This window comes from Vulcanithermus mediatlanticus (genome assembly GCF_055385885.1).
Genome location: NZ_AP042385.1, coordinates 386,783 through 399,328 on the forward strand (window position 1 = coordinate 386,783; position 12,546 = coordinate 399,328).

Below are 12,546 nucleotides of genomic sequence, written 5' to 3' on the forward strand. Positions count from 1 at the left end.
GGGTGGATCAGGCCCGGGGCATCGCGCTCTTGGCGGGGCCCCGAGCTCCGCGTGGAGGAACAAGGACCAGGAGTGAGACTAAACCTTCATCAGCGGCTCGCCCCGCCGGCAAAGGGGGCACTCGGCCGGATCGTAGGCCTCGACGGGAAAACGGGCGAGGGCGCGAAAAGGGACGCCGAAGTCCAGGGGGTGCTGGCTCCGGTCGACGACGGCGCCCACGCCCACCAGCTCCGCCCCCCGCGCCTCGGCCGCCTCGATCGCGCGTCGGACGGACCCGCCGGTGGTGACCACGTCCTCGACCGCCAGGAAACGCTCCCCAGGCCCGACGACGAGACCAGGGCGGATGAACATGCCCCCTTTGCCGTCTTTTTCGGCAAAAAGCGCGCGCGCCCCTAGGCCTTCGGCCACCACGTAAGCGAGGATGACGCCGCCGATCGCCGGACCGATGACGAAGTCCACCTCGAGGTCAGCAAAACGGCGCGCCAAGGCTTCCCCGAGAACCCGGGCGTGGCGCGGGTACTGAAAGACCGCGGCCGACTGCAGAAAATAGGGGCTGTGCTTGCCGCTTTTGAGAAGGAAGTGGCCTGTAAGGAGCGCGCCACTCTCGCGGTACATCTCCAACACGTCCATCGTCAAAAGCCTAACCGAAGCAAAAGCGCCTTGGCCGCCCTTTGGCTCTCGGCCACATCGACCTTGCCCCCGGGATACATCAGGGCACGGGAAAGGGGGTAGAGCACTCGGGCCATGGGTCTGGCCTCACCCCCCTGCGCCCCCACGCCGGGCGCCAAGATCCAGCCGGCAAACCGCTCTCTGGCGGCCTCGAGGGCCTCCTCGTGGGTGGCCCCGACCACCACCCCCACCCGGCCGCCAAAGCGCCGGTTCCAGGCCTCGGCCTTTTCGAGCAAGACCTCCCAAAGCGTCCCCGTGGCGGTTTCGAGCTCGAAAAACTCCCGCGCCCCGGGATTCGAGGTGCACACCAGCACGAAGACCATGCCGCCGCTTTGCGCCGCGGCCTCGAAAAAGGGCAGGAGCGAATCCTCGCCAAGGAGGGGGTTGACCGTGATCGCGGAACCGGGGAAGGCCTCGAGGTAGGCCCGGGCATAGGCGCTTGCGGTCGAGGGCACATCGCCCCTTTTGACGTCGAAGAGTACCGGCAACCCGAGCGCCCGGGCTTCGCGGGCCAGCTCGAGGAAAAGCGCGTATCCCTCGGCCCCGAGCGCCTCAAAAAAGGCCGCCTGGGGCTTGACCGCGGCCAGGTGGGGCCCCAGGGCCTCCATCAAGGAAAGCGCGTGCTTGCGTATCTCAACCAATCCCCCCGGGTGATATTCGGGCCGGGGGTCAAGACCAAGAACCAGAGGCGATCCTGACTCGATTCGCTCTAGGAAGTCCACAAGCTCATCCTAATTGGATGGCAGTAATCTCCCAACCGTCTCCGTCAAAATTCCTTAAAATAAAGTCATGCATCTTGCGCACGGGAACTAATCCTTTGAGAAACCCTCAGGTTCCTCAGACTCCTACCGCCCAGAAAAGCGGACTCGGGACCGTAGCGTCCGGTTTGAAGGAGGTAAACCCGTGCGCAAGCATCTTAGTCTTCTCCAAACCAGCTCACATATCGTTTTCCAAGCATCTCCCACCCTATCCGCGGTCTTCTTCCTCGTGCTCACCCTCCAGTCCCTTGTTCCGACACTTACCGTTTGGTCCGTCAAAAGACTGGTGGACGAAGCAATTTTATGGAACGCCGCTGAGCTCATTCGATGGGGTGCAGTATGGCTGGGGGTCCTGTTTGCCGACCAAGTGCTCGGGCCGATCGCCGCTGCCATTCAAGGCAACCTCAACGAACGGCTAACCGCTCACCTCAATCTTCTGCTCATGAAGAAGGTCAACGAGTTCGAGGATCTGACGCCCTTCGAAGACGAAACGTTTTACGACCGCGTGCGGCTACTCAGGGAACAGGCCTCGTACCAACCCACCAACTTGATCATTTTCCTCACCGCCGTTTTGCGGGAAACCCTAACCTTGCTCCCGTTGCTCATAGTGGTTGGCAGCTTGGGTTGGTGGATACCCCTGGCCCTGCTCCTGGCCGCGACCCCGTACGCCCTCGTCTCGTTTAAGCTTCAACGCGCCGTCTGGGAAACCGTCACCGGCACCAACCCCGAGGCGCGACGCATGGAGTACGCCAGCACGCTGCTGCTCGACCCGAGGTACGCCAAGGAACACCGGCTCTATCGGAGCGCGGGCTTTTGGATCGCGTTCTACCGAAAGCACTTTCAAAAGCTTCACAAAGCCATGCGGGCTCAGCGGAATCGCCAACTCGTGGGCAACCTGGCCTACGTGGGCGTAAGCGTACTCGGTGTGTCGCTGGCGGTTTTTGGGTTGTTTACAAAGCGACCAAGTCCAGGCGATTTGGCCATGTTTCTCTCGACATTAGGCTATCTGCAGCAGAACCTGCTGCTTTTGGTGCAGGATGCGGGCATGCTCTTTGAATCCCTACTCTATATGGACGAACTCCACACCTTCCTCGCAGAAAAACCCACGCTCAAGGCTGGTCCCGGACTGCGTGTAAGCGAGGCCCATCCCCCGGAGATCGTGTTCGAGTCGGTGGGGTTTGCCTACCCGGACGGCCGCAAAGCCTTGGACGGCATTCAACTGAGAATCGAGCCCGGGCAACGGATTGGCTTGGTCGGAGAAAATGGTGCCGGCAAGACCACGCTCGTCAAACTCTTATTGCGCTTTTACGACCCCACCGAAGGGCGCATCCTCGTAAACGGCCGCGATCTCCGGGAGCTCGACATCAAGGCCTGGCGTGCATCAATCGCGGCGGTTTTTCAGGACTTTGGCACCTACGCGTTGAGCCTCAGCGAAAACGTAGGCATTGCGGAACCCAAACGCATGTACGAGGAAAAAGCCGTGTTCAAGGCGCTAGCCGAAGCTGAGGGCGAAGAGCTCGTGGCCAAGCTGCCGGATGGGCTCAAAACCATGCTTACGAAAGCCTTCGGCGGTACCGAGCTCTCCGGTGGCGAGTGGCAAAAGGTGGTGCTGGCCCGGGCCTTTTTTCGGAAAAACGCCAAGCTGATGATTCTCGACGAACCCAGCGCCGCGCTCGACCCTCTGAGCGAACTCGCCGTCTACAAGCGCTTCGCCGAGCTGGCACGAGGGCGCACCGCGGTCCTGATCAGCCACCGGCTTGCCTCGGTGCGAACTGCCGATCGCATCGTCGTGTTGAAAGGGGGACGGATTGCCGAAACCGGAACCCACGACGAACTGCTGCGTAAAAGCGGCGAGTACGCCGCCATGTGGCAGGCCCAAAGCGACTGGTACCGCTGACTTTTCGCCGACAGGCGAAACCTCACCAACCGGTAATGTCCTTGGGCCATGAAGCGGATCCCCATCACCCCCCAGGTGGTGGGGTTTCCTTACAGGAAGAATCGGCCTCATCGAATATTGGCTGGGTAGCCCCGCCCGTGAGGCTGAGAAAGGCGGATTTCTACCACCGGACCCGATTCCCCAACCGACCCGCCTGGACCTACGGCCGACATTTTTATACGATAGGCCTCTAGGTTTGGCCGGGATGAAACGAACTGCAAAGACCACCGCCGCAAAACGCTCGCCCTACCTCGAGGCCCTCAAAAAGCGCGTCCTCATCTACGACGGGGCAATGGGCACCGAGCTGCAAAAGGAAACGCTCACCGCCGAGGACTACGGCGGCCCGGCGTTTGAGGGTTGCCCCGAAATCTTAAACGTCACCCGCCCCGACGTCATTCGCCGCATCCACCAACGCTACCTCGAGGCCGGGGCGGACGTCATCGAGACCAACAGCTTTGGGGTGATGCCCCATGTCCTCAAGGAGTACGGCCTTGCGGACCGTGCCGAGGCGCTGGCCGAGGCCGCGGCCCGGCTGGCCCGCGAGGCGGCAGACGCCTTCAGCACCCCCGAACGCCCTCGCTTCGTCGCCGGGTCCCTCGGACCGGGAACCAAGCTCATCAGTCTCGGCCAGATCGACTGGGACACGCTCTTTGAGTCCTACCGAATCGCCGCCCGTGGACTCCTGGCTGGAGGGGTGGACCTGATTTTGATCGAAACCGCCCAGGACGTCTTGCAGATCAAGGCCGCGGTGATGGGGGTCCGCCAGGCCATGCGCGAGCTGGGGCGGGAAGTTCCGATCCAGGCCCAGGTGACCTTCGAAACCACCGGTACCATGCTGGTGGGTACCGACCCCGAAGCCGCGCTGGCCACCCTGGAAGCGCTCGAAGTCGACGTGGTAGGCACCAACTGCGCCACCGGCCCCGACTTGATGGATGCCCACGTGCGCACCTTCACCCAAAACGCCTCCCGACCGGTGAGCGTGCTGCCGAACGCGGGCTTGCCGGAAAACCGCGGCGGCGAGGTGCACTACCCCCTCACGCCCGCGGAACTCGTCCGCTGGCAGAAAAAGTTCGTCCTGGAATACGGCGCCAACATCGTCGGCGGCTGCTGCGGCACCGGCCCCGAACACATCAAGGCGCTGGCCGAGGCCCTGGCCTTTCACCCCCAGCTGCGCCTGCCCGAGCGGCCAACCCGGAAACCCATGGCTGCGGGTCTCTACCAGGCGGTGCCGCTCCGGTTCGACGCCGGGCTCTTCATGGTCGGCGAGCGGATGAACGCCACCGGCTCGAAGAAGTTCCGCGAGCTGCTCTTCAAAGACGACCTCGAGGGCATCGTCGAGCTCGCCCGCGAACAAGTGGCCGAGGGCGCCCACATGCTCGACGTCAGCGTGGCCTGGACCGGCCGCAACGAGATCCACGATATGGTGCGAGTGCTCCAGCGCATCGTGCCCGAGGTGCCGGTGCCGATCATGGTCGACACCACGAGCCCCGAGGTCCTCGAGGCGGCCTTAAAAATCGTCCCCGGGCGCCCGGCGGTGAACTCGGTCAACTTCGAGGACGGCGAGACCCGTTTCGACCGCACCGCAAAAATCGCCCGCGAACACGGGGCCTTGGTCGTGGCGCTCGCGATCGACGAGCGCGGCATGGCCAAAACCGTCGAGGAAAAACTCACGGTGGCTCGGCGGATGTACGACCGCCTGGTCAATCTCCACGGCTTTTTACCCCACGAGATCCTCTTCGACCTCCTCACCTTCCCCATCACCCAGGGCGACGAAGACACCCGCAAGCTCGCCCGCTGGACCATCGAGGCCATCCGCATCCTCAAAGACGAATTCCCAGAAGCCGGGTTCATCCTCGGCGTTTCCAACGTCTCCTTCGGCCTCAAACCCCGGGCGCGGAAGGTGCTGAACTCGGTCTTCCTCCACGAGGCGATGCGCGCCGGCCTCACGGCGGCGATCGTGCACCCGGGGAAGATCCTGCCCACCAACCAGATCCCCGAGGAGGTCTTCGAACTCGCCCAGGACCTCATCTACGACCGGCGCCAGGGCGACTACGACCCGCTCTTTGCCTTCATGGCCTACTTCGAGTCCCACCAGGAGGAGAAAAAGGCAGAGAGCACGGCGACGCTTCCCGTCGAAGAACGGCTCAAATCGCGCATCATCGAGGGAAAGAAAAAGGGCCTGGAAGCCGATATCGAGGAGGCGCTCGGGAAATACAAGGCCGAAGCGATCGTCAACGAGATCCTGCTGCCGGCGATGCAGGTGGTGGGCGATCTTTTCGGCGAAGGCAAGATGCAGCTCCCCTTCGTTTTGAAATCCGCCGAGGTGATGAAGGCGGCGGTGGCCCTCCTCGAGCCCCACATGGAACGCGTCGAAGGGACGAAAAAGGGCAAGATCGTCCTGGCCACGGTCAAGGGCGACGTCCACGACATCGGCAAGAACCTGGTGGACATCATTCTTTCCAACAACGGCTACGAAGTGATCAACCTGGGGATCAAGCAACCGATCGAGGCCATCCTCGAGGCGGTCCGCACGCACAAACCCGACGCGGTGGGCATGAGCGGGCTTTTGGTGAAGAGCACGGTGGTGATGAAGGAAAACCTCGAGACCATGGCCGAGCGGGGCTACACCCTGCCGGTGTTGCTCGGGGGCGCGGCGCTCAACCGCCGCTACGTCGACGAGGACCTCAGGCCCATCTACGCCAACGTCCACTACGCGCAGGACGCCTTTGAGGGCCTGGCGCTGATGGAGCGAATCGTTCGCGGCGAGACGATCGAGACGCCCAAGGCCCTGCGCCGGGTCCAAGTTCGGCAAACCGAGATCGCCAGCGAGGGCCCGCCACCGCCTGCAGAACTCCCCCGCCCTCCCTTCTTCGGCGTTCGCCACCTCAAAGAAGACGCGTTCTCGCTTTCCGAAATCGCTCGCTTTCTCAACAAACGCGCCCTCTTTCGCGGCCAGTGGGGATTCAAGCAGGGAAAGATGTCAAAAAGTGAACACCAAAAGCTCCTCAGCCGTGAGGCCGAGCCGGTCCTCAACGCCCTGCTCGAGCGTGCCCCGGGCCTCCTCACCCCCCGGGTGGCCTACGGCTACTTCCCGGTGGCCCGCGAGGGCGAAGCGCTCCTCGTCTTCGACCCGGAAACTGGGCGGATCCTCCAAACCATCGCCTTTCCCATCTCCGCAAAAGGGCTCTCCATCGCCCGCTACCACCTGCCCCGCTTTGGTCCCTCGGTCTCGGACGCCGGTGACTGGCTTCCCGGAGCCGCTTTCCGGGCCGGCGCCCGCGACGTGGCGGTGTTCTTCGTGGTGACGATGGGCGACGCGGCCCTGGAAGAAGCCCAGCGTCTCTACCAAGCCGGGCGCTACCAGGACTACCTCTTCCTCCACGGCTTTGTGGTGGAGATGACCGAGGCGCTGGCCGAATACTGGCATAAAACCCTCCGCGCGGAGTGGGGCATCGACCAACTCGACGGCCCCACCCCCGAGGCGCTCTTCCAAAAGCAATACCGCGGAGCCCGCTACGCCCCCGGCTACCCGGCCTGGCCGGCGCTCGAGGCCCAGGGCATCCTGGCCGAACTGCTGGCCTGGGAAAAAATCGGCATTGGCCTCACCGAAGACTTCCAGCTGGTTCCAGAAGCCAGCACCTCGGGAATCGCCATCCACCATCCCGAAGCCAGGTACTTCTCCGTGCAAGCCTCCCCTTAAACTGGGGGAGAATGACCCATTTCTTCCGCCTCTACGCCACCTTCGCCCGGGTCCCAGTCCACCTTTACGCCGCCGCTCTCGCCTACTACGCCCTGCTCGGCCTCTTTCCCCTGATCCTCCTCCTCGCCGGGATCGCCGGTATCCTGCTCGGCCGGAGCCCGGAGCTGGCCCAGGCGTTTAGCGGCGAGCTGCAGGCCTTCGTCACTCGCCTTTTCCCCACCGCCGAAGGCATCGGCCAGCAGGTGGTCGAGGCGCTCCAGGCCGGCGCTCCCTCACTGACCGCGGGCTCGGTGCTGCTGCTCCTTTGGAGCGCCAGTCACTTCTTCACCGCCCTCTCTGCGGTACTCTCGCTGGTCTTTGGGGGAAAGATTCGGGGCCTGCAAAACCGTTTTCTCGGACTCCTGGGGCCGGTGGCGCTGGGGCTGGCGCTGACCCTTGCCAGCCTCGGCGGTCTTGTCCTCGGCCTGGTCTTCCGTTTCCTCCCCGAAGGCCCATGGAGCCCGGCCCGGGGCCTCCTCACCACCTATCTCACCAGCACTCTGGTGCTCTTTGCCATCTACAGCCTCCTGCCAAGCCCCAGGCCACCGACGAAACCCGCGCTTTTGGTCAGCCTCCTGGCCGCGCTGGGGTGGAACCTCGTCGCCTGGGGGCTCCCCCGCTTCCTTCCCCAAAAGCAATACGCCCTGGTCTTTGGCCCCCTGGCCAGCCCCGCCCTGTTGCTGCTCGGCTTTTACCTCTTGATGTGGGTGCTCATCTCCGGCGCGGTCGTCCTCCGCGCGTTCCTCCCTGAAGCAAAGCCCTAAATGGGCTTTCCAAGATCATGGGAGGTAGACTGAGGCGATGCTCAAAGGCAACTGGCTGGCGTTCCCCCTCGGGGTTTTCCTGACCGGTTGCGGACTTTTGTCCGGTAGCGGAGGTGCGACGTCCACCTTGCTCCCGCCCTGCCCGGCTTCCGGCCCCGAGCTCGCGGCGCTGCCGCTCCAGCCCGGTGACTATCGCTATGTGGTGCCCCTTGGAAACCTCAACCCGACCGGCCATGTGTTCCCGAGCGATCACCACTACTTCTACCTTCCGCTCGATGGGCAGGGCCAAACCGCGGTGGTACCCGTTTTTTCGATGGCAAAGGGATGGGTCACCAGGGTCAGCGTGAGCGAGCATCTGGACGAGGGCTTTACCGACTACAGCCTCACCGTCGGCGTGTGCCGGGGCTTCGAATTCTGGTATGGGCACGTGAGCGCTTTGCGCCCGTTTCTCCACGACGCAATCGCAAAGGCAAAGCCCTCGCACACCGAAACGTACACCAGCGGGGGGCATACCTACCGGGTCTCGATTTACGCGATGTTCCTCGCCGTTTCTGCAGGGGAACCGCTTGGCAAAGCCGGCGGCAACCCCGGCCAGTGGGCGCTCGATGTCGGAGCGAGCGATCGCCGGGTCGAGCAAAACCGCTTCGCCAACCAGGATCGCTACCGGAAAGACCTCAAGTGGCTGATCTACGCGGTCAGCCCGCTGGATTTCCTCCGATCCGACCTCAAAGGCCTGGTGGATGCGAAGGTGGGGGGACCCGACACCCGCCGAACCGCCGAGCCGATCCACGGCCAGATCAGCTACGACGTGCCCGGGACCGCCATGGGCAACTGGTTCCTCAAAGGACACCCCTCACTCCCCGAGGATCACAACCTGGCGCTGGTCAAGGATCCCATCGACCCTCAAAAATACGCGATCAGCGTCGGGACCGCGCTTTCGGGCCTGGCGGGACGGGTGATCGTGTTCACGCCGGCCCAGAGCGGCAACGTCGCCCGGGCGTTTGATGAGGTCGTCCCCGGTTCGATCTATTGCTACCCCACCGGCGCGGGCCGGCTTCTCCTCCAACTTCAAAACGAGGAAACCTTGCTCGCTGAGGATCAAGCGGGGCGAGGGTGCCAGGAAGCCATGGCGTTATCCCAGCCGGTGACCTTCGTTCGCTGAAAACAGGGTCCTAGGCGCGGGTCCGGTCCTCCCAAATGAGCCGCAGCCCCTTAAGCGTGAGGTCAGCATCGACCAGGGAGAGCTCGCTTGCGAGGCCCTCGAGGGTCCTAGCAAATCCCCCCGTGCCCACCACCAACGCCTCCCCCACCTCCTGCTTGATGCGGCGGACCATCCCATCTACAAGCGCGGCATAACCGAGCACCAGACCGGATTGCAGCGCCTCGACGGTGTTCTTCCCGATCACCCCCCGCGGCGGGGGAACCAAATCGAACCGGGGCAGCATCGCCGCCCGCGCCGCCAGGGCCTCGGCCGCGGTCTCGGGCCCCGGGGCGATGGCGCCGCCCAGGTAGCGGTTCGGGCTTTCGACCAGGTCGAAGGTGGTGGCAGTCCCGAAATCGACCACGATGTAGCGCCCGTGGGGGTTCGGGTAGGCCAACACTGCCCGCGCGTTGACCAGGCGGTCCGCCCCCACGCTCTGCGGGTGTTCGATCTCCACCGAAAGCCCGGCCCGCTCCGGGGTCACGATAAGGGCCTCGACGCCCCACAGCTCATCGATCGCCCGCTCCAGTTCGTGCTCGACCGGGGGCACGACGCTGGCAACGACCGCCGCCGAGGGCCGAGGCAAGCCCCGCTGGCGGAAGATCTGCTCCAAAAACACCGCGTACTCGGCATCCATACGCTTTTTGGACGTGCCCACCCGCCAGCGCGCGAGCAAGCGATCCCCCTGCCAAAGCCCCATGGTGGTGCTGGTGTTCCCCACATCGATCGCCAAGAGCACCCTTTTAGTCTACTGGGCAGGGACCGCACTTTATGGTATGTCTAGCATTCGTGTTCGCCTTCACCCGCGTCGCTCAAGCAGGCAAGGCCCGCACCGGCGTCCTTGAAACACCCCACGGCACCGTGAAGACCCCGCTCTTCATGCCGGTGGGCACCAAGGCCACGGTGAAGGGGATCGCGGTTCGCGACCTCAAAGCCGTCGGCAGCCAGATTCTCCTTGCCAACACCTACCACCTCCTGCTCCGTCCGGGCCCCGAATTGGTGGAAAGGCTCGGGGGCTTGCACGGCTTTGCCGCCTGGCACGGCCCTTGGCTCACCGACTCGGGGGGATTTCAGGTGATGAGCCTGGGCCACCGGCGGGAGATCAGCGAATCGGGGGTCACGTTTCGCAACCACCTCGACGGATCCCTGGTCAAACTCACCCCGGAAAAGAGCATCGAGGTGCAGGAGCGCCTCGGCGCCGACATCATCATGGCCTTCGACGAGTGCCCGCCCTACCCCTCAAGCCCCGACTACCTCGAGGCCTCGGCCTTTCGAACCCTACGCTGGCTGGAACGCTCACTGCGGGCAAAAAAACGCAAGGACCAAGCGCTCTTTGGCATCGCGCAGGGCGGAACGGATCTCGAGATCCGGAAAAAGAGCACGCTGGAGACGATCAAGTTCGACCTGCCTGGCTACGCGATCGGCGGGCTCGCGGTGGGTGAACCCAAAAAGGCCATGATCCCGGCCATCCACCTCTCCACCGACCTCCTGCCCGAAGACCGGCCGCGCTACCTGATGGGGGTCGGCCATCCCGAGGACCTGGTGGGCGCGGTCGCACTCGGGGTGGACATGTTCGACTGCGTCTACCCCACCCGGACCGGTCGCTTCGGCTACGCCCTCGTCCCCGAAGGCCGGCTCAACTTCAACGCCTCGCGCCACCTCGAGGACCCGCGCCCCATCGACGAGACCTGCGACTGCTACGCCTGCCAAATCTATTCCCGCGCCTACCTCACCCACCTGGTGCGGTCAGGCGAAATCCTGGGTTTGGTCATGCTCTCGCTCCACAACCTGCGCTACCTCCACCGACTCACCGAAGAGATGCGGCAGGCCATCCAGGAAGGGCGCTTTGCCGACTTTGCCATGACCTTCGCCGAACGCCGCTTCGGAAAGGAAGTTCCCCGTTGGTTCCGTGACGCCCTCGAGTGGGGCGGACATCTCTGACCCCGTCACCCAAAGCGCGCCCAAAAGCCCTCGCGCTCCAGGTCCTTTTGGTCTTATTCGTCCTGGGCCTCGGCGTCCAGATCGGCGATCCACACCGCATCCTCGGCATCGAGCCGCGCCGTTTGCAAAAGTTCTGGCCGGCGGGCGAGCGTCTTTTTGAGCGCCTGCCGACGTCGCCACCGCTCGATCTCGCCGTGGTTGCCGGAGCGCAAGATTTCCGGAACCTCCATGCCTCGGTAGACCGGGGGGCGAGTGTACTGAGGATAGTCGAGCAGCCCCCAGGAAAAGGATTCCTCCTGAGTGGATTCGGGCGCGCCCAGCACGCCGGGGACCAGCCGGGCGGCAGCCTCGATGATCGCCAATGCAGCGACCTCACCGCCCATCAACACGTAGTCCCCGATCGAAAGCTCCCGGGTCACGTAGGCTTCAACCCGAGCATCGATCCCCTCGTACCGTCCGGCGACGAGCACCAGATGCGATTTGGTCGCCAGTTCCTCGACGACCCCCTGGGTCAGGCGGTCAGCTGCTGGGGTGAGGAGGATCACCTCATCGGCTGGCAAACAGGCCTCGATCGCCGGGATCACCACGTCGGGCCGGAGCACCATCCCTACCCCGCCGCCGTAGGGGTAGTCGTCGACCTGGCGGTAGCGCCCCTTCGCGAAGTCGCGGAGATCCCGGACCCCAAGCTCGATCAGCCCCTGCTCGATGGCGCGACGAATCAACGCCTCTTCGGCCCAGGGGCGGATGAGCCCCGGGAACAGGGTCAAGACCGTGAAGCGGAGCATCTACTCGAAAAGGCCCGGGGGCGGCTCGACGAAGATGCCCTCCTCCCGAACCGAAACGTAGGGAGCCTGCAGGGGCACGAGGTAGGTGCGTAACCCCCGGGCGACCACCAGCAAATCCTGGGCGCCGGCCTCTCGGACCTCCTTGACCTCGCCGAAGGGCTTTTCGAAAACGTACACCGGCTTCCCCACCAGCTCGAAGTAGTACCATACCCCCGATTCGAGCCTGGGAAGCGCATCGCGATCAACGTACACGGCAAGACCCACCAAATCCTCGGCGGCGCTGCGATCCGAAACGCCGACCAAGACGATCACCCAGTCGGATCCGACCCGGCGCACCTCCTGCACCGCCCGGTAACCCCGGCCCTCGAGGTAAACCTTTTCCAGCCCCATCAGAACGGCGGGGTCGGCTTCGGTCTTGAGCTTGAGCGCGCCCGCAAGACCGTAGGGGCGTCCGAGCTGACCAAGGCGAACTCGCGTCGTCATCGCACCTCGACGCTCACTCGTCCCCTGGCGTAGGCCCGCACCAGGGTGCGGATTCCCTCGATCACCCGGCCCTGACGCCCGATGATCCGGCCCTTGTCCTCGGGGAGGACCTCGATGAGGTAGATCCGAACCCCGCGTCCGCGGCGTTCGGTCACCCGAACGGCTTCCGGATGGTCTACGACGGCTTTGGCCAGGTATTCGACGACCTCTCTCATCACCAACCCCCTCGCGGCCCGACTCGCTGGATCATAAAACAGCTTACCGCGCCTG

Annotated in this window: 11 protein-coding genes; 5 read left to right on the forward strand and 6 right to left on the reverse strand. The window is 64.2% G+C overall.

From position 1 onward, the window contains the following. Nucleotides 1-78 precede the first annotated feature (78 nt). The gene (pyrE, locus tag ACZ5BT_RS02960; RefSeq protein ID WP_464885138.1) at nucleotides 79-630 is read right to left on the reverse strand and encodes an orotate phosphoribosyltransferase; all 552 of its coding nucleotides are present in this window, start codon (nucleotides 628-630) and stop codon (nucleotides 79-81) included. 2 nt (nucleotides 631-632) lie between these two features. Beyond that, nucleotides 633-1,391, reverse strand: coding sequence for an orotidine-5'-phosphate decarboxylase (pyrF, locus tag ACZ5BT_RS02965; protein WP_464885139.1), 759 nt, complete (start codon nucleotides 1,389-1,391; stop codon nucleotides 633-635). Between the two features lie 322 nt (nucleotides 1,392-1,713). On the opposite strand from pyrF, the gene ACZ5BT_RS02970 reads away from it, so the two are divergent. The 4 genes from ACZ5BT_RS02970 (at nucleotide 1,714) to ACZ5BT_RS02985 (ending at nucleotide 9,028) form a co-directional block, all read left to right on the forward strand. Beyond that, nucleotides 1,714-3,324 (forward strand): ABC transporter ATP-binding protein, encoded by a 1,611-nt coding sequence (locus ACZ5BT_RS02970; protein ID WP_464885140.1) that lies wholly within the window; start codon nucleotides 1,714-1,716, stop codon nucleotides 3,322-3,324. A gap of 175 nt (nucleotides 3,325-3,499) precedes the next feature. Beyond that, nucleotides 3,500-7,063, forward strand: coding sequence for a methionine synthase (gene metH / locus ACZ5BT_RS02975; RefSeq protein WP_464885755.1), 3,564 nt, complete (start codon nucleotides 3,500-3,502; stop codon nucleotides 7,061-7,063). An 11-nt stretch (nucleotides 7,064-7,074) separates the two neighbouring features. Next, nucleotides 7,075-7,866, forward strand: coding sequence for a YhjD/YihY/BrkB family envelope integrity protein (locus ACZ5BT_RS02980; RefSeq protein WP_464885141.1), 792 nt, complete (start codon nucleotides 7,075-7,077; stop codon nucleotides 7,864-7,866). Between the two features lie 37 nt (nucleotides 7,867-7,903). Beyond that, the gene (locus ACZ5BT_RS02985; RefSeq protein WP_464885142.1) at nucleotides 7,904-9,028 is read left to right on the forward strand and encodes a hypothetical protein; all 1,125 of its coding nucleotides are present in this window, start codon (nucleotides 7,904-7,906) and stop codon (nucleotides 9,026-9,028) included. Between the two features lie 10 nt (nucleotides 9,029-9,038). Here the strand turns inward: ACZ5BT_RS02985 and ACZ5BT_RS02990 are convergent, their stop codons facing one another. Then, the gene (locus tag ACZ5BT_RS02990) at nucleotides 9,039-9,806 is read right to left on the reverse strand and encodes a type III pantothenate kinase (protein ID WP_464885143.1); all 768 of its coding nucleotides are present in this window, start codon (nucleotides 9,804-9,806) and stop codon (nucleotides 9,039-9,041) included. Nucleotides 9,807-9,838: 32 nt separating this feature from the next. On the opposite strand from ACZ5BT_RS02990, the gene tgt reads away from it, so the two are divergent. Next, complete coding sequence (tgt, locus tag ACZ5BT_RS02995) at nucleotides 9,839-11,008, forward strand: tRNA guanosine(34) transglycosylase Tgt (protein ID WP_464885144.1); 1,170 nt, start codon at nucleotides 9,839-9,841, stop codon at nucleotides 11,006-11,008. Between the two features lie 53 nt (nucleotides 11,009-11,061). On the opposite strand, the gene trmD is transcribed toward tgt, so the two are convergent. The 3 genes from trmD to ACZ5BT_RS03010 are packed head-to-tail and all read right to left on the reverse strand — an operon-like array spanning nucleotide 11,062 to nucleotide 12,491. Further along, complete coding sequence (gene trmD, locus ACZ5BT_RS03000; RefSeq protein WP_464885145.1) at nucleotides 11,062-11,793, reverse strand: tRNA (guanosine(37)-N1)-methyltransferase TrmD; 732 nt, start codon at nucleotides 11,791-11,793, stop codon at nucleotides 11,062-11,064. Continuing rightward, a complete protein-coding gene (gene rimM / locus ACZ5BT_RS03005; RefSeq protein ID WP_464885146.1) occupies nucleotides 11,794-12,276 on the reverse strand; it encodes a ribosome maturation factor RimM in 483 nt (160 codons plus the stop codon). It abuts the gene before it with no gap. Further along, nucleotides 12,273-12,491, reverse strand: coding sequence for a KH domain-containing protein (locus tag ACZ5BT_RS03010; protein ID WP_464885147.1), 219 nt, complete (start codon nucleotides 12,489-12,491; stop codon nucleotides 12,273-12,275). The genes rimM and ACZ5BT_RS03010 overlap by 4 nt, the downstream gene beginning before the upstream one ends. Between the last annotated feature and the right edge of the window lie 55 nt (nucleotides 12,492-12,546).

Excerpts from the sequence above, each read along its gene's own strand:
- trmD (WP_464885145.1), bottom strand. The coding sequence starts at position 11,793 with ATGCTCCGCTTCACGGTCTTGACCCTGTTCCCGGGGCTCATCCGCCCC.
- pyrE (WP_464885138.1), bottom strand. The coding sequence starts at position 630 with ATGGACGTGTTGGAGATGTACCGCGAGAGTGGCGCGCTCCTTACAGGC.
- ACZ5BT_RS02980 (WP_464885141.1), top strand. The coding sequence starts at position 7,075 with ATGACCCATTTCTTCCGCCTCTACGCCACCTTCGCCCGGGTCCCAGTC.
- ACZ5BT_RS02985 (WP_464885142.1), top strand. The coding sequence starts at position 7,904 with ATGCTCAAAGGCAACTGGCTGGCGTTCCCCCTCGGGGTTTTCCTGACC.
- ACZ5BT_RS03010 (WP_464885147.1), bottom strand. The coding sequence starts at position 12,491 with ATGAGAGAGGTCGTCGAATACCTGGCCAAAGCCGTCGTAGACCATCCG.
- rimM (WP_464885146.1), bottom strand. The coding sequence starts at position 12,276 with ATGACGACGCGAGTTCGCCTTGGTCAGCTCGGACGCCCCTACGGTCTT.
- tgt (WP_464885144.1), top strand. The coding sequence starts at position 9,839 with ATGGTATGTCTAGCATTCGTGTTCGCCTTCACCCGCGTCGCTCAAGCA.